General features: G+C 68.5%; 15 protein-coding genes. All 15 read right to left on the reverse strand.

Features of this window, described 5'->3' with window-relative positions:
- Nucleotides 1-34 precede the first annotated feature (34 nt).
- Entirely contained in the window at nucleotides 35-1,432 is a 1,398-nt protein-coding gene (locus ACFSJG_RS08885) for a DUF3566 domain-containing protein (RefSeq protein ID WP_378484837.1), read from the reverse strand.
- Entirely contained in the window at nucleotides 1,433-3,946 is a 2,514-nt protein-coding gene (gyrA, locus tag ACFSJG_RS08890; RefSeq protein ID WP_378484838.1) for a DNA gyrase subunit A, read from the reverse strand.
- A gap of 175 nt (nucleotides 3,947-4,121) precedes the next feature.
- A complete protein-coding gene (locus ACFSJG_RS08895) occupies nucleotides 4,122-4,931 on the reverse strand; it encodes an MHYT domain-containing protein (protein WP_378484839.1) in 810 nt (269 codons plus the stop codon).
- A gap of 15 nt (nucleotides 4,932-4,946) precedes the next feature.
- Nucleotides 4,947-5,498: a GTP-binding protein gene (locus ACFSJG_RS08900; RefSeq protein WP_378484840.1), complete on the reverse strand. Its 552-nt coding sequence runs from the start codon at nucleotides 5,496-5,498 to the stop codon at nucleotides 4,947-4,949.
- Nucleotides 5,499-5,517: 19 nt separating this feature from the next.
- Nucleotides 5,518-5,892 (reverse strand): DUF742 domain-containing protein, encoded by a 375-nt coding sequence (locus ACFSJG_RS08905; protein WP_378484841.1) that lies wholly within the window; start codon nucleotides 5,890-5,892, stop codon nucleotides 5,518-5,520.
- A 10-nt stretch (nucleotides 5,893-5,902) separates the two neighbouring features.
- Complete coding sequence (locus tag ACFSJG_RS08910) at nucleotides 5,903-6,316, reverse strand: roadblock/LC7 domain-containing protein (RefSeq protein ID WP_378484842.1); 414 nt, start codon at nucleotides 6,314-6,316, stop codon at nucleotides 5,903-5,905.
- Nucleotides 6,313-9,462, reverse strand: a complete 3,150-nt coding sequence (locus ACFSJG_RS08915) for an ATP-binding protein (protein ID WP_378484843.1) — start codon at nucleotides 9,460-9,462, stop codon at nucleotides 6,313-6,315. Before ACFSJG_RS08915 ends, ACFSJG_RS08910 begins: the two co-directional genes overlap by 4 nt.
- A 331-nt stretch (nucleotides 9,463-9,793) precedes the next feature.
- Entirely contained in the window at nucleotides 9,794-11,803 is a 2,010-nt protein-coding gene (gyrB, locus tag ACFSJG_RS08920; protein ID WP_378485260.1) for a DNA topoisomerase (ATP-hydrolyzing) subunit B, read from the reverse strand.
- Nucleotides 11,804-12,027: 224 nt separating this feature from the next.
- Nucleotides 12,028-12,975 (reverse strand): alpha/beta fold hydrolase, encoded by a 948-nt coding sequence (locus ACFSJG_RS08925; protein ID WP_378484844.1) that lies wholly within the window; start codon nucleotides 12,973-12,975, stop codon nucleotides 12,028-12,030.
- A gap of 18 nt (nucleotides 12,976-12,993) precedes the next feature.
- Nucleotides 12,994-14,106: a PDR/VanB family oxidoreductase gene (locus ACFSJG_RS08930; RefSeq protein ID WP_378484845.1), complete on the reverse strand. Its 1,113-nt coding sequence runs from the start codon at nucleotides 14,104-14,106 to the stop codon at nucleotides 12,994-12,996.
- Nucleotides 14,103-15,011 (reverse strand): metal-dependent hydrolase, encoded by a 909-nt coding sequence (locus ACFSJG_RS08935; protein ID WP_378484846.1) that lies wholly within the window; start codon nucleotides 15,009-15,011, stop codon nucleotides 14,103-14,105. The genes ACFSJG_RS08930 and ACFSJG_RS08935 overlap by 4 nt, the downstream gene beginning before the upstream one ends.
- A 109-nt stretch (nucleotides 15,012-15,120) precedes the next feature.
- Complete coding sequence (locus ACFSJG_RS08940; protein WP_378484847.1) at nucleotides 15,121-15,669, reverse strand: DUF721 family protein; 549 nt, start codon at nucleotides 15,667-15,669, stop codon at nucleotides 15,121-15,123.
- Nucleotides 15,670-15,814: 145 nt separating this feature from the next.
- Nucleotides 15,815-17,005, reverse strand: a complete 1,191-nt coding sequence (recF, locus tag ACFSJG_RS08945) for a DNA replication/repair protein RecF (RefSeq protein ID WP_378484848.1) — start codon at nucleotides 17,003-17,005, stop codon at nucleotides 15,815-15,817.
- A gap of 1 nt (nucleotide 17,006) precedes the next feature.
- Nucleotides 17,007-17,954, reverse strand: coding sequence for a phosphogluconate dehydrogenase (NAD(+)-dependent, decarboxylating) (gene gnd / locus ACFSJG_RS08950; RefSeq protein ID WP_378485261.1), 948 nt, complete (start codon nucleotides 17,952-17,954; stop codon nucleotides 17,007-17,009).
- Nucleotides 17,951-19,135 carry a DNA polymerase III subunit beta gene (dnaN, locus tag ACFSJG_RS08955; RefSeq protein WP_378484849.1) on the reverse strand — a complete coding sequence of 395 codons (1,185 nt, stop codon included), beginning with the start codon at nucleotides 19,133-19,135 and terminating at the stop codon, nucleotides 17,951-17,953. The genes gnd and dnaN overlap by 4 nt, the downstream gene beginning before the upstream one ends.
- Between the last annotated feature and the right edge of the window lie 342 nt (nucleotides 19,136-19,477).

The following is a 19,477-nucleotide window of genomic DNA, read 5'->3' on the forward strand; positions in this document are numbered from 1 at the left end:
CAGCAAAAGACCAGGTCAGACGCCGCCGAGCCGGTCAGTCACGATCAGCCAACGTCACCTCGACACCGCCGACGAGATCGGTGCAGAGGTTGTAGATGAACGCACCGACCGTCGCGAGCGCGGTGAACAGGATGATGTTGATGCCACCGATGAGCGCCGAGTACCCGAACACCTGCCCCGCGGTCACGAGACCGGACTCGGAGGACTCGGACACGATGTCGGTGAAGGCGTTGTTCAGCCGGTCCCACACACCCATGCCGTCGAGCACGATGTAGAGGAACCCGACCGCGAACATCCACACGAAGAACATCGAGACCGACAGGATCAGGGCCACCTTGAGGGTGGACCACGGGTCGACCTTCCGGATCTGAACCGACGCCCGCAGCGGGTCGCCCACCGGGGTGGTCGCCGCGACCGTCACCGCGGGCCGCTTGGTCGCCGCCGACTCGGCCGGAACCGCGACCGGCGTCGGATGCCGAACCTCGGAGAGGTCGGGCAGGTCCTTGGCCAGATCCTCGCGATCGATGTGCCTCGTCGGCCCGTCGATGACGGCAGCCTTCGCCTGAGCGGCCTGCTTGCGCGCAGGATCGGCGGCGGGGCGCACCGTCTGGGGCGCGGGTTTCTGCAGACCTGCCTGCGCGACAGGCTTCTGCACGTTCGTCTGCGGAGCGGTCTGCCGCACCGGCGCCGTTTTCGGGGCCTCGGCCGAAACCGGTCCCGCCGGAGCCGGATTCGGTCGCGCCGACGGTGCCGCGGAGCCCTGCGCCGAGGCCGTCGGAACCGCCTTCGTCGCGGCATCGTCCGGCTTCGGGCCGGCCGCGGCGGGTGCCTGCTTCGCGGCGGGCTGGGGCGCTGTCGCCGGCTTCGGTTGCGGAGCCGGTGCCGCGGCGGGCCGCGGCGCTCCGGGGTAGGGCTGCGCACCCGACTGCTGCGCGGCGGCCGGGGTGCCTGCGCTCTGCGCGCCACGCTGCCACGGCGGCGTCTGGGCGCCGGTGCGGGCCGGGCCGGGGCTGACTGCGCCCGAACGACCCGCCTGCGACTGCCCGGCACCTGCCTGCCCGGTGGGAGCACCGGAGTGCGATCCGGGTGCCCCCGACTTCACGTCCCGGGCGCCCTCCGACGCCGTCGCGGACCCGCTCGGCGCCGGCTTGGTCTCGGCTGGCTTCGCCTGCTCACCAGTGGTCGGCTTCGCCTCGACGCCGTTCGACACCGGCTTCGCCTCGGTGCCGTTCGCGGCCGGCTTCGCCTGCTCACCCGACACCGGCTTCGCCTCAGGGCTCTTCGCGGCGTCGGTACCCTTCACCGGTTCGGTTGCCTTCGCGCCACCGGACCCGTTCGCGGCGCCACCCGAACCGTTGGGCGCGCCGGGCTTCGGCTCGGTGGAACCCACCGGGATCGGCCGGTCACTACCCGGCTGGTGGGGAGTGCTCACTTACGACTCCTTTGCTGCGTCGGTCGCGGCGGCATCCGACTCTTCGGGTTCGTCGGCGTTGCGCGCGATCGCGAGCAGGTTGTCACCGTCTCCGAGGTTCATCAACCGCACGCCCTTGGTCTGCCGGCCGGCCTTGCGGACCTGCTTGGCGGCCGTACGGATCACGCCGCCACCGGAGGTGATGGCGTACAGCTCGTCGTCGTCGTCGACGATGAGCGCTCCGACCAGGGTGCCACGCTTGGGGTCGTACTGGATCGTCAGCACTCCCTTGCCGCCGCGGCCCTGCACCGGGTAGTCCTCCATCGCGGTCCGCTTCGAGTAACCGCCGGACGTCGCGACCAGCAGGTACGTTCCCTCCTTGACCACGTTCAGGGACAGCAGAGCGTCCTCGCCGTTGAATCGCATGCCCTGGACGCCGGACGTCGCGCGACCCATCGGCCGCAGCGCCTCGTCCGTCGCGGAGAACCGGATCGACTGCCCCTGCTCGGACACCAGCAGCAGGTCGTCCTCCGCGGAGCACAGCACCGCGCCGACCAGTTCGTCCTCGCCGCGCAGGTTGATCGCGACGATGCCACCGGAACGGTTCGAGTCGAAGTCCGACAGCTTCGACTTCTTGACCAGGCCGTTGCGGGTCGCGAGAACGAGGTAGGGCGCGTCCTCGTACGTCTGCAGGCGGATGACACCCTGGATGCGCTCGTCCGGCTGGAACGCGAGCAGGTTGGCGACGTGCTGACCGCGAGCGGTACGGCCCGCTTCGGGCAGCTCGTACGCCTTCGCGCGGTAGACCCGGCCCTTGGTCGTGAAGAACAGCAGCCAGTCGTGCGTCGAGGTGACGAAGAAGTGCCGGACCAGGTCGTCCTGCTTCAGTTCGGCACCCTTGACGCCCTTGCCGCCGCGCTTCTGCGAGCGGTACAGGTCGGTCTTCGTCCGCTTGGCGTAGCCGGTCTCCGTGATCGTGACAACGACGTCCTCGCGGGCGATGAGATCCTCGTCGGCGACGTCGCCGTCGGCGGCGATGATCCGGGTACGGCGGTCGTCACCGTACTTGTCGACGATCTCCTTGAGCTCGTCGCGGACGATCGCGCGCTGCCGCTCGGGCTTGGCGAGAATGTCCTGGAGGTCGGCGATCTCGCGCTCGATCTCGGCGAGCTCGTCGATGATCTTCTGACGCTCGAGGGCCGCGAGGCGACGCAGCTGCATCGCGAGGATCGCGTCGGCCTGGATCTCGTCGACGGTGAGCAGGTTGATCAGGCCGGCCCGGGCGATGTCGACCGTCTGGGACGCGCGGATCAGGGCGATGACCTCGTCGAGCGCGTCGAGCGCCTTGACCAGGCCGCGCAGGATGTGGGCGCGTTCCTCGGCCTTGCGGAGCAGGTAGCGGGTCCGTCGGACGATGACCTCGAGCTGGTGGGTCACGTACAGGCGGATCATCTGGTCGATACGCAGGGTGCGCGGCACACCGTCGACGATGGACAGCATGTTGCAGCCGAACGTGGTCTGCAGCTGGGTGTGCTTGTACAGGTTGTTCAGCACGACCTTCGCGACCGCGTCGCGGCGGACGGTAACGACGATGCGCAGACCGGCACGATCGGACGACTCGTCGTGGATGTCGGAGATCCCGGCGATCTTCGCGTCCTTGACCTGCTCGGCGATCGCGTTGACGAAGTTGTCGGTGTTGACCTGGTAGGGCAGCTCCGTGATGACGATCGTCGTCTGGCCCTTGGCGTTCTCCTCGATCTCCACGACGCCACGCATCCGCACCGAGCCGCGGCCGGTGCGGTAGGCATCCTGGATGCCCTGACCGCCGACGATCAGGCCGGCCGTCGGGAAGTCGGGGCCCTTGACCCGCTCCATGACGGCTTCGAGGGTGGCCTCGTCGTCGGCCTCGTGGTTCTCCAGCACCCAGTAGATGGCTTCGGCGACCTCGCCGAGGTTGTGCGGCGGGATGTTGGTGGCCATACCGACAGCGATGCCGTTGGAACCGTTGATCAGCAGGGCCGGAATGCGGCTCGGCAGAACCGTCGGCTCCTGCGTCTTGCCGTCGTAGTTGGGGGCGAAGTCGACCGTGTCGTGGTCGATCTCCCGCAGCATCTCCATCGCCAGCGGCGTCAGGCGGCACTCCGTGTACCGCATCGCGGCAGCGCCGTCGTTGCCGCGGGAACCGAAGTTGCCCTGGCCGTCGACCAGCGGGTACCGCAGCGACCACGGCTGCGCCATGCGCACGAGGGTGTCGTAGATCGAGGAGTCGCCGTGCGGGTGGTAGTTACCCATGGTGTCGGCGACGGGTCGCGCGGACTTCACGTAGCCGCGGTCCGGGCGATAGCCGTTGTCGTACATCGCGTAGAGCACGCGGCGGTGCACGGGCTTGAGGCCGTCACGCACGTCCGGCAGCGCGCGGCCGACGATCACGCTCATCGCGTAGTCGATGTAGCTGGACTGCATCTCCTGCTGAATGTCCACCGGCTCTACGCGGTCGTGCCCCGGTTCGTCCGGCGGCAACGTGGTGTCAGTCATCGGCTCCTCTTCTTCTCAGCATCGGTGTGCCGGGTGCGACGGCCGCGGGCAGAGCGCGCGGACCCGGGGCGACGGTCGACTCCGGAAGTCCGCACTCCCGACGTCCCGCGTCGCACAACCACACAAGTCTATAGGTGCTGGTCAGCTGGAAGCGGCAGCCTCGGCGGAGCGTGACCTAGTGATGCTCGACTTCCCGCTGTGACCAGGTGCGCGCCCGCGCCTCCAGTTCGGCCGTCGTGCGGTCCGGCGCCATGAGCAGTGCGGCGATCGGGACGGTGAGAACCAACATACCCAGCACGAACCCGGGGAACAGGATGGTGAAGAGCTCGACGCCGGGGGGTGTGGCCGAGCCCGCATCCAGCCGGACCCGCAGCGCCGACATCATCGCCGCGTGCATCAGCAGGGGCGCAAGCGCGACCGCGAGCGAGCCGCCCGCCAGCACCGGCCGCGGGACGTCCGCGACGCACATCCAGAGGATGCCGATCGACGCGATCACCGCGACGACGGCGGCCACCGCGATCAGCGCGGCATCCATGTAGGTGCGGCCCTGCACCTCGATCGCGGTCATCGACAGGTAGTACCCGCCGCTCACGCCGAGTCCGGTGACGACGGCGGCGCCCATGACCGTGAGGATCCGGGCGTCACCGGCACCATCGGCGCGGCCGACCCGCCTGGAGACGATCGTCAGACCCGCCAGCACCGCGACGAGGCACAGGAAGAACGAGATCACCATGAGCGTCGGGTCGAAGCGGACGGTGCTGCCGTCCACGGAAAACCCGGCCATCAGCACGACGTTCGGCAGCCAGAAGGTCACGACCGCCGTCGACGTCGCCGACAGCAGCGTCCACAGCAGGGTCCGCGTGGGAGCGAAGGACGCCCGGCGCGCACACGCGACCCCGACGTACGTGCCGATGACGGCGATGCCGACGGCGAGGAAGATCACCCAGACACCGATGGAGAGGTGGTGCACTTGGTCGTCGGACATGCCTCGGAACTCCGTTCAGGCCACGGTCTGACCGAGGCGCCGCAGCGCGTACTCGGTGACGGCGACCAGCGCACCCTTCGCGGACTCCCGCACGCGCGCGTCGATCGACAGGATCGGCACGTCGGCCGGGATGGCCAGTGCCTGCCGGATGTCCTCCGGGTGGTAGCGCGGCGCGTCGTCGAACTCGTTGATCGCCACCAGGAACGGCAGGTTGCGGGCCTCGAAGAAGTCGACGGCGGCGAACGACTCGTCCAGCCTGCGCGTGTCGATCAGCACGATCGCGCCGATAGCGCCGCGGATCAGGTCGTCCCACATGAACCAGAAGCGGTTCTGCCCGGGCGTCCCGAACAGGTACAGCACGAGATCGTCGGCGAGGCTGATGCGACCGAAGTCCATCGCCACCGTGGTGGTCGCCTTCTGCGGGGTGGCACTGATGTTGTCGATGCCGTCGGATGCGTTGGTGACCAGCGCTTCCGTCCGCAGCGGAACGATCTCGGAGACCGTTCCGACGAGCGTCGTCTTGCCGACGCCGAAGCCGCCGGCAATGACGATCTTGGTTGAAGTCACCTGACTGCTGCGTCGGGTGTCAGATCTTGCGAAGTCCACCGAGGACCCTTTCGATCAGGTCACGACGTTCGTTTTCGCTCGAATCGTCCTGAAGTGTTGCCAGGATCCGGACGTGTCCGGCCTCGACGAGGTCACCCACGAGAACGCGGGCGACCCCGATCGGAACGCCGACCCTTGCTGCGATCTCGGCAACGGAGGGTGACTGCGCACACAGTGCCACAATCGCCGAATCCACGTCGCCAAGTTCGAAAGCTCGGTTCTCCGGATCGGGCAACGATTGAATCAACGCCTCGATCGCCAGTTCGACCTTGGGTTTCGTGCGTCCCGAGGTCAGCGAATAGGGCCGGACCAAACTCGGTCCGGCCACTCCGGGGGCGTCGTAGAACTCGTCCATCGCGTCTCCGTCAGGAGCCCATCGACGCGCGCGGCACGGCCTGAACCGAGGCACCGACCCGGTCGACCAGGATCGCCATCTCGTATCCGATCTGACCGATGTCGCAGTTCGTCGAGGTGAGCGCGGCGAGGTGCGAGCCGTCGCCCACGCTCATCAGCAGCAGGTAGCCGTGCTGCATCTCGACCACCGACTGCAGCACTCCACCGCCGTCGAACAGGTTCGACACGCCTGCGGACAGGCTCGCCAGACCGGACGTCACGGCGGCGAGCTGCTCGGCGCGGTCGGTCGGCAGGTGGGCGCTGGCCGCCATGAGCAGGCCGTCCGCGGAAACCAGGACGGCGTGCGAGACGCCCGGGGTGTCCCGTGCGAAGTTCGAGACGAGCCAGTCCAGCGGATGGCCGTTGGACACATGATCGCTGCTCATCGATCTCCTTCATTGGTGTTGCGTTCGGCGCGGCCCGCTGCACGGCCCGCGCGAATACCCATCTGATGTCGGCTGAGATTGTCGCGAACCGCTTCCGGGTTGCGTGTGCGCGCCTGCGGTTCGGGCTTCTCGACGCCGCCCGGCACGAGGCGACGCCCCGGCGTCCGCTGCGGGAGGCCCGTCTCGGTGTGCCGATCGATCGGCGCACCGGCGGCCCGCTCCGCGGCACGCCATCCGGCATCTGCTGCGGTGTTCCAGTCGCTGCTCGATCCGCCGGGATCGGTCGGGTCGGTCAGCCAGTCCGACACCATTCCCGAGAAGATCGGTGTTCCCGTCGCGGTCACGTCCTGGGTCGGCGGAGCGGGCGGGCGGTTCTGGAAGAACGACGCGGTCTTGACCGGGTTGCTCTTGTAGCGGTGCCGCGTCCCCGACGAACCGTTCGGATCGCCCGAGTGCGTCGGCTCGGGACGTTGCCCGTTCGGAACAGGAGCCGGGGCCGGAGCAGGAGCCGGGGCCTGCTGCGGCCGGCGGTCCGGGGCAGCGTCGGGCACGGCACGCCGCGGCACACCGCTGGCGCCGGGAGTGCGCTGCGGGAGTCCGTGTGTCGTACCGGGAACTCGCTGCGGGAGGCCACTGACCGTGGTGCCGTGGGACCGCGCAGGGGAATCCGTAGTGGGGGCGGCAGCCGTGGGCGCCGCGGGAGCCTCCGACACGACCCGCGCGGGCGGCGGAACAACGGCGCCCGGAACACGCTGTGGCAGCGAGGGTTCCGCTGGCGTCGGCCGGTCCGCGGGGCCTGTCTCGGCAGCGGGCCCCCCGGTACCCGGAACACGCTGCGGAAGTGCCGGCGCATCCCGGTTGACCGAACCTTGCAGGTCGGCCGACGGCGTGGCCCCGGGCGGGGTGACCGTGGCGCCGGGAACGCGCTGCGGCAGCCCGAGCACCGGTACCGAGACCTGCGGTTCCTGCGCATCGGATGACGCGGTCGCATCGGATGACGCGTCCGGGACCACCGAGGTGCGGGGAAGCCGCTGCGGGAGCGCGGGAGCGCCCGAATCGGCCGGCACCGGATGGGCGCCGCCGGGAACGGGCTGGGAGAAGGCCGTGGTCGCCGGAGCGGACGAGTCCGTCGGTGTGGGATCACCCGAGGCCGGTGCCGTCGCCGGTCGCAGCCGCAACGGCGCGGACTGCGTCGGCTCGGCGACCAGCTGCGGCATCTCGCCGGACTGGACGACGGTCAACGGAAGACCGCCGGTGTCCAGACGCACCTGGGGTCCGGTGATGTCCATCTCGACGGTCGACATCAGCAGATTCGTCGGCATGTGGATGCTGGCGGAGATGCCCTTCGGCCGGCCGTCCACCATCGACGAGCGCAGGCGAACGGTGAGACCGTGACGCGCCGCGAGGCGGCTGGCCACGAACAGACCCATGTGTCGTGCGGTTTCCGGGCCGACCTGGCCACCGGACGCGAGTCGTTCGTTGATGACCGACAGGTCCGCGTCGGGGATGCCGATGCCCTGGTCCGTCACCTCGAGCAGGACACCGCCGTCGACGGCGCGCGCGAACGTGATCCGCACCCGGGTGTCCGGCGGGGAGGCGCGCAGCGAGTTGTCCAGCAGCTCGGCGAGAAGGTGGACGATGTCGGTGGCGACGGCGCCGGACAGGGCACCGCTCGGCGTGCTGCCGACCTGGACCCGCTGGTACTCCTCGACCTCGGACATCGCGGCGCGGACGACGTCGCCGAGCTGCACCGGCGCGGAATGTCCACGACGGGTCTGGGTACCCGAGAGGATGAGCAGGTTGTCACCGTTGCGGCGCATGCGGGCCGCGAGGTGGTCGAGACGGAAGAGGCTCTCGAGACGCTTCGGGTCCTTCTCCTCGAACTCGAGGCTCTCGATGAGGCCGAGCTGCGAGTCGACGAGCGACTTGGAGCGGCGGGCGAGGGTTTCGAACATGTCGCTGATCTGCATACGCAGCTCGGCCTGTTCGCCTGCGAGCTTGAGTGCCTGGCCGTGGATGTCGTCGACGGCGCGGGCCAGCTGCCCGATCTCCTCGGTCGTCTCCACCGGCAGGGGTGCGAAGTTCTTGGCTGCGTCGGAGTCGCCGGCCATGACCCGGTCGATGGCGTCGGGCAGGTCCTGACGCGCCACCTGGAGTGCACCGAAGCGCAGGCGGCGAATGGGGCCGACCAGCGACCGCGAGACGAGCAGTGCCAGCACCAGCGCGGCGAGCAGGGTCGCGAGAACGATGGCCGCGTCACGCAGTGCGGCGGACCGGGTCTCCTCGGCGCGCTGCTGGACGGTGGTGGAGATCGAGTCGGACGCCTCGTCGAGGAGCGTGCCGTAGATGTCGACGCTGTCGACCAGCGACGCACGGAGTTCGAGGAGGGGCAGAGCCCCGCCGTACGCCTTGTCGATCATGTCGAGTCGTTCGCGGACACCGGCCTTCAGCTCGTCCGTCTTCTCCTTGGCATCGGGGAAGGAGTTCGCGAGGGTGTCGATCATCGCGAGCTCGGCGCCGGTCGCGGTGATCAGATCGGTGAGGGGCGCGTCCGGGTTCTTGAGCAGCGCGATCGCGCCGGTGACCTGGTCGGCGAGCCGTCGCTGAGCGGACCACGCGTCGACGAGGCTGGTGTGGGCCGCGACGACGGTGGGGTCCTCGATCGGCGCGACGATGTCGTTGACGACCTGCGCGAGGTTGGCGCGGATAGCGGAGGTACGCGCAGGGAGGTCGGGGCTGGGGGGTGTACCGGCACGCATCGCCGCCTGGATGTCCTCGATCTCCGCGATCGAGCCGTTGAGCTGTTCGGCGACCGCGGTGGGCAACTCCGGGTTCGCCGCCGCGGTCCTGACGGACTCGAGGGACTGGTCTACGGCGTCGAGATCCTCGGGCAGCATCGTGTTCACCGAGTAGCCGGCGGACGCAAGACCGAAGCGGGTGCCGAGGTTGACGATGTCGGGAATGTCGACGACCTGGTCCGCGGCGGAACTGAAGGCCATCGCGCGGCTGAGTTCGTTCTGGACACGGATGCCGCCGAGCACCATGGCGACGGTCAGCGGGATCGCGAGCACCGCGGTGATCTTCCACCGCAGGCCCCAGCCCTCAATGTTCCACAGCCTGCGGTCAGGCGGCGATTGTGTGTTCATCTCTCCCACGCTCACTTTCCACCCAGGTCCGGTGCTGGTCGCCGACCTTGCACCGTCCTCCCCACATCGAGTGTTCGCACGGGCGCCGAAAAACAGACTGCTGGGCGATATCGGAGTGTAAAGCCTGTTCGCTCACGACTGTAGGGCGAATGTACTCAATTGGTTACCGTGTCGTTATCAATTTCCACGCGGTGACGCGACACAGACGCGGTGGCGCGCACCACACGTCACAATTGTCACGTTCGTCCCTGAATGGGCGCCACCGTCCGGACGAAGGCCGCACCCGAGCGTGATTCATATCACAGCATGGATGCGGCCGTCGTCCGCTCGATCACACGTCCAGGAAACGGACATCCTTCGCATTGCGGGTGATGAAGCTGCGACGAGCCTCCACGTCCTCGCCCATGAGGACGCTGAAGAGTTCGTCGGCCGCCGCGGCGTCGTCCAGGGTCACCTGACGGAGAACGCGGACGCTCGGGTCCATCGTGGTCTCCCACAGTTCCTTGGCGTTCATCTCGCCGAGACCCTTGTAGCGCTGGATGCCGTCGTCCTTGTTGATCTTCTTGCCCGCGGCGAGGCCGGCCTCGAGCAGTCCGTCACGCTCGCGGTCGGAGTACGCGAACTCCGGATCGGTGCGCTGCCACTTGAGCTTGTAGAGCGGCGGCATCGCCAGGTAGACGTGACCGTGCTCGACCAGCGGCCGCATGAAGCGGAACAGCAGCGTCATGAGCAGCGTCGAGATGTGCTGGCCGTCGACATCGGCGTCGGCCATGAGAACGATCTTGTGGTAGCGGAGCTTCGAGATGTCGAACTCGTCGTGGATGCCGGTACCGAAGGCGGTGATGATCGACTGGACCTCGGTGTTCTTGAGGACGCGGTCGATGCGGGCCTTCTCGACGTTGATGATCTTGCCGCGCAGCGGCAGGATCGCCTGGTACATCGAGTCCCGGCCCGACTTCGCGGACCCACCTGCGGAGTCGCCCTCCACGATGTAGATCTCGCACTTGCCCGGGTCGTTCGACCGGCAGTCGGCGAGCTTGCCCGGCAGACCGCCGATGTCGGTGGCGCTCTTGCGTCGCACCAGCTCACGAGCCTTGCGGGCGGCGAGACGCGCCTGCGCCGAGGAGACCGCCTTGTTGACGATCGTCTTCGCGTCGGCCGGGTTCGACTCGAACCAGTGCGCGAGGTGCTCGTTGCACGCCTTCTGCACGAACGACTTGACCTCGGTGTTGCCGAGCTTCGTCTTCGTCTGACCCTCGAACTGCGGTTCGCCGACCTTCACCGAGATGATCGCGGCGAGACCCTCGCGGATGTCGTCGCCGCTGAGCTTCGGGTCCTTGTCCTTGAGCAGCTTCTTGTCGAGCGCATACTTGTTGACCGTCGCGGTCAGCGCGGCGCGGAAGCCCTCCTCGTGGGTACCGCCCTCGTGCGTGTTGATCGTGTTGGCGAACGTGTGGACGGACTCCGAGTACCCGGAGTTCCACTGCATCGCGACCTCGAGCTCGTGGCCGGTGCCCTTCGCGGTGAACCCGACGACCGAGTTGTGGATCGACTGCTTCGTGCGGTTGATGTGCCGCACGTAGTCCTCCAGGCCGCCCGGGTAGTGATAGGTGCGGGTGCGGATGGTCTCCTGCTCCGGCGCCTTCGTCTCCTCGGTGGCGAACTCCTCGTCGGCGGCCACCTCTTCGTCCGTGATGCGCTGGTCGGTGAGGGTGATGGTCAGTCCCTTGTTCAGGAACGCCATCTCCTGCAGGCGACGGGCGACCGTCTCCGCGTTGTAGGTGGTGGTCTCGAAGATGTCGGGATCGGCCCAGAAGCGGACGGTGGTGCCGGTCCGCTTGGTCTCCTCGCCCCGGACCAGTTCGCCGGGCTTCGCATTCGTGTAGGTCTGGAACCAGTGGTACCCGTCGTTGTCGATCTCGACCTCGACCTTGGTCGACAGTGCGTTGACCACGGAGATGCCGACGCCGTGCAGACCGCCCGAGACGGCGTACGCATCGGAGTCGAACTTGCCGCCGGCGTGCAACTGGGTCATGACGACCTCGACCGTCGGGATGCCGGACGCGTGCATGCCCGTGGGGATGCCGCGGCCGTCGTCGACGACCTCGATGCCACCGTCGGCGAGGAGGGTCACGTCGACTCGTGTCGCGTGGCCGGCCATCGCCTCGTCGACCGAGTTGTCGACGACCTCCCAGATGAGGTGGTGCAGACCGCGTTCACCGGTGGAGCCGATGTACATGCCGGGACGCTTGCGGACCGCCTCGAGTCCTTCGAGGACGGTGATCGAGGAAGCGCCGTAGTCCTTGTTACCGGTGTTCTTGTCTGACTTCTGGGCAGCCACGGGAGGTGTGTTCTCCTTCTCGTTCACACGACGGTCCATCGCACGACGGTCGCGCCGGCGTCGATGCGCGCACCGGCATGGCGATCGCGGTCGGCGAGGCGACCGCGAGGTACCTGACCATCCTACTGGTAGGGCCGGACGCAGGAGTATCTACGACACCCCTGAGCTGCCCGTAGACGCAGTTTCGGCGACCTTTGCGGGTGCCGGGGACCACTCGGGTGCGATCACGCCGACGCGGCCGCACCGTCGGCGGGCGGGCGCGCGGCGACGCTCGCCACGAACTCCGCGGTGCGGGACGCCACCTCGGGCGCGTGCGACAGCGGCGACCAGTGTCCGGCGGGGACCTGCATGCGCCGCAGGTCGGGGGCCCAGTGTCCGGTCTCCTCGAAGCCGAACGGCAGGACCGCCTTGTCCTTGGTGTTGACGAGCAATTGGACCGGGACCTCGGTGCGCCGCAGTCGCGGCCGGAAGAGCCGGTCGATCGTGTTCGCGCGGTAGCGCTTGATGCCGTTGGCCGCGTCGCGGGTGATCGTCTCGGACGGCAGCGCCAGCGCCGGGTCCATCCGGTCGAACAGGGCGAGGAACCGCGGCCAGCGCGGTGCGATCAGCCGTCCGGTGACGATCTCGGGAATGACCGGCACGTGGAAGAGCACAGCGTAGAACGACGCGGCGAACTGGGCGAGCACCTTCCCCACCCCGGACGGGCTCGGAGTGCGGAGGGTGCGCCGCATCCAGTGACCGAGGTGGTCGAAGCACCACCCCGAGGTCGACGTGAACGACGCGATGCGATCGGCGGCGCCGGGCGAGCAGACTGCCTCCCATGCCTCGAGCGATCCCCAGTCGTGCGCGACCACGTGCACCGGCTCGTCGGGACTGACCGCGTCGACGACGGCGAGCAGATCCGAGGCGAGCAGTTCGAGCCGGTAGTCCGCGACGGATGTCGGCGACGTCGACCGTCCGGCACCCCGCGTGTCGTACCGGACGATCCGGAACCGGTCCGCCAGCAGCGGGACGACGTGATTCCACAACCGGTGGGTGTCCGGCCAGCCGTGGACGAGGAGCAGGGTCGGTCCGTCCGGGTTCCCCTCCTCGTACACCGCGAGTTCCACCGCTCCGTTGCGGACCGTGGTCTCCCGGATCGAGTCTCGAAGATTGTTGTCGTTCGGCGTCATTCGTGCGTTCCTTGGGTGTCAGAGATCGAGGATCAGGCGGTCGCCCGCGGCGGCACGCGAGACGCAGATCAACATCTCGTCGCGTTTCTCGTCAGCGCCGAGGCGGGAGTCCCGGTGGTCGGGGGTGCCCGCGAGGACCCTCACCGCGCAGGTGCCGCAGAATCCCTGCCTGCAGGAGTACCCGACGCCCGGGTGACGACGCCGGACCACGTCGAGGATCGACTCGTCGGCGGGGACGGGGAGCACCTCGCCGCTGCGGGCCAGTTCCACCTCGAACGGTGTTCCGCCGAGAATCGGTGGCGCACCGAACCTCTCGATGTGCAGTGCAGCCGCACCCGTTTCGTCGACGTGGTCGCGCACCGTCTCCAGCATGGGTGCCGGCCCGCAGCAGTACACGGATCCGCCCGGCACCGCACGGCCGAGGAGATCGGCAGCGGTCGGCAGCCCGTCCTCGTCGTCGGTGCGGATCACGACCCGCTCCGGGTCCCATCCCTCGATCTCGTCGAGAAACGGCATCGTCTCGCGTGATCGGCCGGAATAGACCAGCTGCCAGTCCATTCCGATCTCACGCGCCCGCCGCACCATCGCGATCACCGGTGTGATTCCGATGCCGCCCGCGACGAACAGCGCACTGCCGGTGCCGACGAACGGGAACCCGTTGCGTGGCCCTCGTACGGTGACGCCCGTTCCCGGCTCGAGCGCGTGCATCTCGAGCGACCCGCCCCCGCCGTCCGGAATCGACCGCACCGCAACGGTGTAGTGCGACGAGTCGGCCGGGTCACCGCACAGCGAGTACTGCCTGCGCCGACCGGACGGCAGGTGGAAGTCCAGGTGGCAGCCCGGCTGCCATCGGGGCAGCTCGCGCCCGTCGGGTGCCGCGAAGGTCAGTGCGACGACGTTCTCGTCCGTCGCGACGACCCTCCGGTCCGTGACGACGAGTGTCATCGCGGAATCCGGGTTGTGCCCGGCGTGCGCCGGGTCGTAGTCACGCCGGGCGAGGACGTCCAGATAGCCCTCGACGACGGTTCCGAGCACTCTCATCACGCGATCCGGACGCCTGCGCCCCCGCAGATCGGAGGGAAATCGTCCATGAATCATGTTTTCTTCCATGGCGTTTCGAGTTCCCGTCATCGAACTGCGGCGCGGGCCGCGGGCGAGGACGCCAGGTAGGCGACGGCCTGCGCGGTCGACCCCTCCTGCGACGGGTGGTACCCGCGGCGGAAGTACCGGCTCATCCGGCGGACCAGACCCGTGGTGGTCGGCAGCACGCCGCGCCGTCCGGCGGCACGGAAGTCCGCGACGTGCGGCCGGCGGCGGTGGTGCGCCAGGTGCGCGAGCTCGGGATCGTTCGCCATCAGGAATCGCGTGCCACGAATCCACAGGTACACCAGCGCCGGAGTCGCGACGAGCTGGGTACGCAGCCTGCGCGATTCCCGCTTGTCGAAGTAGCGCAGCACGTCGTAGGCCACCGACCGGTGCTCGACCTCTTCCGACCCGTGCCAGCGCAACAGGTCGAGCATCGTCGGGTGCACCCCGGCCGTGTCGAGGGCACGTGCGTTGAGTACCCAGTCGCCGAGGAACGCGGTGACGTGTTCGATCGCGGCGATCAGCGCGAGACGTTCGATGAGGTAGTTCTCCTGCCGTCCCGCTGTGAGCGGCCGCGGTCCGAGGAGGGTTTCGAACAGCCAGTTCATCTGGTCCGTGTAGGGCGTCGGGTCCAGCCCCTTCGCCTTGAGGTGGACCAGCACGCCGGAGTGCGCGGCGGAGTGCATGGCCTCCTGCCCGATGAAGCCCGCCACGTCCGCCCGCAGCTGCTCGTCGTCGATCAGGGGCAGCGCCTCCTTGAAGGTGTCGACGAACCAGTCCTCACCTGCGGGGAGCAGGATGTGCATGACGTTGAAGACGTGGGTGGTGAACGGGTCGCCGTCGACCCAGTGCATCGGCAGGTCGGTCCAGTCGAAGTCGACGTTCCTGGCCTGCAGGATCAGATGGTCCGGCTCGTCGGCCACTGTCCGGTCGACCGTCTCGGTGCCCATTCGTCGTCCCCTTCCTGCGACGCCGGGGCGTCGCGCGTGACACAGCTCACTCACGGCTGGTGAGGTAACTGTAACACTGGGTAATAGACAAAAACAGGCGTGTGCGAACTCAGCCGTAGGTGTCCCGGGGGCCACGCCCTCGGATGTGACGCTCTCCCTTTCGCCAGCTCGGAGCCGTGGGCCCGGTGATACGCAGGCTCGTCACCACGCCGTCGCCGACCGCCGCCGCGATCTTCGCGAGGATCTGTCCCTGCATGAGCCGCAGCTGCGTCGCCCATGCCGTCGACTCGGCCGACACCGCCAGCACACCGTCACGCAGCGCCACCGGCTCGGCGTGGGTGGCGATGTCCTCGCCGACCACCTGCGCCCACCGGCCGAAGACGGTGCCCTCGGTGACCCGCGCCGACCAACCACGACTCTTGGCGACCGCGTTCGTCAACGCACCGAGCGGCTGCGGATCCCTGCCGTCGGGTCCCGAACCCGACCAGCCCCGGCGGCCCGTGACGCGCGCGCGGGGCTTCGGTGACGACCGGCCCTGCCCGACGGCCTTGCCGCTGGCCTTTGCGGCCGCCCGGGCCTCCTCGAGTGCCCGGCGAGCGATGTCGACGCCGCGCAGCTCCGGCTCGCCGCCGCTCGCGTTCTCCGATTCACCACTCATCGACGCTCCCTTCCGTCCCGATCATCCCAGCAGATCCGCCTCGACACCCCGTACGGCACTCGCCGCAGGTGGGCCGAATGTCACATCGTGCTCGTCGGACGGAGCGGATGTGACATCGCGCCCATCACTCACAGGGTGTGGATGGTCAGCGAAACGTGGAGATGCGGCCCTCGGGCCGGTCGACGGCTTCGATCGCGAACCGGGTCGCGTTCAACTCCTCCGGTACGTCCTCGGTGACGGCCGCGGTGATCAGCACCTGCTCGGCGTCCGCTGCGACGGTCGCGAGGGCGCGCCGACGCTTGCGGTCCAGTTCGGCGAAGACGTCGTCGAGCATGAGCACCGGGTCGGTGCCGTCCGACCGCAGCAGCTCGAACGCGGCCAGCCGCAGCGACAGCGCGAACGACCAGGACTCGCCGTGGCTCGCGAACCCCTTCGCGGGCTGGTCTCCGAGACGCAGTTCCAGGTCGTCGCGGTGTGGACCGACGAGGCAGACGCCGCGATCGATCTCCCGCGGCCGGGCCTGGGCCAGCTCGTTCAGGAAGCTCGCCTCGAGCAGCTCGACGTCCTCACGGATCCACTGATGGCCGGGGTCGGTCAGCTCCTCGGGCATGGAGGCACCGAGGCTGGACCGGTAGGCGATCGACGCCGGCCGCGACTCCGGGGCGATGCGCGCGTACGACTCCGCGACGTGCGGTCCCAACTCGGCGACGAGCCGCATCCGCGCCGCGAGCAGTTCCGCGCCGTGCATCGCGAGGTGCCCGTCCCAGACGTCCAGGGTGGCCAGTGCGCTCGCGCCGTCGCTGGAGCGGGTACCCCGCCGCAGGGCTCCGCCCGCGGTCTTGAGCAGCGCGGAGCGCTGTCGCAGCACCTTGTCGTAGTCGGCGCGTACGGCGGCCATTCTGGGGATTCGGGAGCTGAGCAGTTCGTCGAGGAACCGGCGCCGGTCCCCGGGGTCGCCGCGGACGAGTGAGAGGTCCTCGGGCGCGAACAGGACGCCGCGCAGCACGCCGAGGATCTCGCGGGGCCGACGCAGCGGCGAGGAGTTCATCCGTGCCCGGTTGGCCTTGCCGTCGTTGATCTCGACGTCGATCGACAGTTCGCGCGAGTCGTTGACGACCGTGGCCCCGATCTGCGCAGCCTGGGCGCCGGCGCGGATCAGCGGAGCGTCGGCCCCGACCCGATGCGACGACAGGGTGGCGAGGTAGCCGAGCGCTTCGAGCAGATTGGTCTTGCCGTGACCGTTCGGCCCGAGGAACAGGGTGATGCCGGGACCGGGTTCGACGGTGACTGCGTCCCAGGATCGGAAATCTCGCAGAGAGAACTTGCGAACGAACACCCTATGGCTGCCCGGATTCCGAAATGCGTTGCACCGCATGCCCTCCGAACTGGTTCCGCAACGCCGACACGGCTTTCATCGCGGGAGAGTCGGCTTGGCGCGAGGCGAACCGGGCGAACAGCGCGGCCGAGATCACCGGCGCGGGGACGGCGTGGTTGATCGCTTCCTCCACCGTCCACCTCCCCTCACCTGAATCCTGGGTGTATCCGGAGATCTCGGCGAACTCGGGATCCTCGGCCAGTGCCTTGACCAGCAGATCCAGCAGCCACGATCGGACCACCGTGCCCTTGGTCCAGGCACGCAGCACGCCGTGCACGTCGGTCACCAGGTCCTCGGCGGCGAGCAGTTCGTAACCCTCGGCGTACGCGTGCATCAGGCCGTACTCGATGCCGTTGTGGATCATCTTGGCGTAGTGACCGGCCCCGACCGGACCAGCGTGCACGAATCCGTCGGCCCGCTCCCCATCCGGGCGCAGTGCGTCGAAGATGGGCATCGCCCGGGCGACATCGGCGTCCGCACCACCCACCATCAGGCCGTAGCCGTTCTCCAGGCCCCACACACCCCCGGACACGCCGCAGTCCAGGTAACCGATTCCCTTGGCGGACAACAGTTCCGCGTGTGGACCGTCCTCGGTGAAGCGGGAGTTCCCGCCGTCGATCACCAGGTCGCCCGCCTCGAGGACCTCGGCGAGTTCCGTGATCGTCTGACGGGTGATCGGGCCAGACGGCACCATCACCCAGACAACACGCGGAGCGCTGAGCGCCGCGGCCAGACCGGACAGCGACGCCACGTCGGTGACCTCGGGCCGCGGATCGAAACCGATCACCTCGTGGCCTGCACCGCGCAACCGTTCGCGCATGTTGAAGCCCATTTTGCCGAGGCCGACCAGTCCGAGTTGCATCGCTGTCGTTCCCTTCGATTCTTGGACTCGCGGGGGCGCAGCCGTCAGCCGGGGAGACGAACCGGCATCAGGAGGTAGGTGTAGTCGCTGTCGGGTGCCGCGAAGGTGCCGCTGTCGCCGGGGGCCGGCTCCTCCTCGGACGCCGGACGCATCACGGCCGGACGACTCGGGGTGGTGAATCCGAAGGTCACACGATCGCTGTGCAGCGAGTTCAGGCCCTCGGTGAGGTAGGTCGGGTTGAACGCGATGGTCAGTGCCTCACCCTGGAACTGCGCTTCGAGCGCTTCCTCGGCGCGGCCCGCGTCGTCACCGCCTGCGGCGAGCAGCAGTCCGTTCTCGGAGAACTGCATCCGCACCTGGGCGCCGCGCTCGGCGACCAGTGCGACGCGCTTGATCGCGTCGACGAGCGGAGCGACCTCCACCGTCGCGACGGCGGTGTGCTCGGCGGGCAGCAGCTGACGGAACTTCGGGAACTCCGCGTCGAGGAGACGGGTCGTGGTGCGACGACCCTCTCCGACGATGCCGAGCAGGCCCTCCGAGCCGACAGAGGAGCCGGCGCCGAATGCGAGTTCGACGGGCGAAGCCGAGCCTCCACCAAGGGTTTTCGCGGATTCGGAGAGCGTCTTCGCGGGGATGAGGACGGCCGCGCTCGTGTCCGGGTTCGTGGGCGTCCACTCGATCTGACGGACCGCGAGCCGGAAGCGGTCGGTCGCCGCGAGCACCACGTTCGAACCCTCGATCTCGACGCGGATGCCGGTGAGCATGGGAAGCGTGTCGTCCTTGCCTGCCGCCACCGCCACCTGGCTGATCGCCTCGGAGAACAGGTCGACGGGCAGCGAGCCCGTCTGCTGCGGGAGCTCGGGCAGCTGCGGGTAGTCCTCGACCGGCATCGTCGGCAGGGAGAACTTCGCGCTGCCGCAGGTGATGAGCACCCGCGTGCCATCCACAGTCAGATCCACAGGCTTGGCGGGCAACGAGCGCGTGATGTCCGCAAGCAACTTGCCGGAGACGAGTGCGGTGCCCGGATCGGAGACCTCTGCAGCGATCCTCACCTGTGCAGAAACCTCGTAGTCGAAGCCGGAGATCGTCAGCCCCTGGTCGTCGGCGGCGATGAGGACACCACCGAGCACCGGAACCGGCGGCCGGGACGGGAGGCTGCGAGCCACCCACGCGACAGAATCTGCAAAGTCTTCCCGGGCGACCCGAAATTTCATGCTCCCGAGCTCCATCGCTGGGCTGATCCTCTCCGTAGGCACATCGCGTAGCCGCTGCAGTGGCTTCAACAGCGGGCAGAAGCCCACCGTAAGCCCTCCGGCACGAAGTTGAAAGCCGGAGGCGGTCCATGTCGAAGCGTGGCGAGAACAGCCCCGACGGGCTGTGAACGAACACTTTCCACACACCCTGTTTTCAAATGAATATCTTCGAAGAAAACCAAGCAGTAGTAGTAGGTCCTGTGAATTCTGTGCACAACGGCCTGTCGACGCAGGTCGTCGTGTGTGAGCGCATGGGGACTTCGTGGGGATCGAACGGGGATGAATCGGGAGCGGCTGTGGACGCACTCCGAGTTGTTC

Origin of the sequence: Rhodococcus gannanensis, from assembly GCF_042681175.1 — a bacterium.
Classification (GTDB): Bacteria; Actinomycetota; Actinomycetes; order Mycobacteriales; family Mycobacteriaceae; genus Rhodococcus_G; species Rhodococcus_G gannanensis.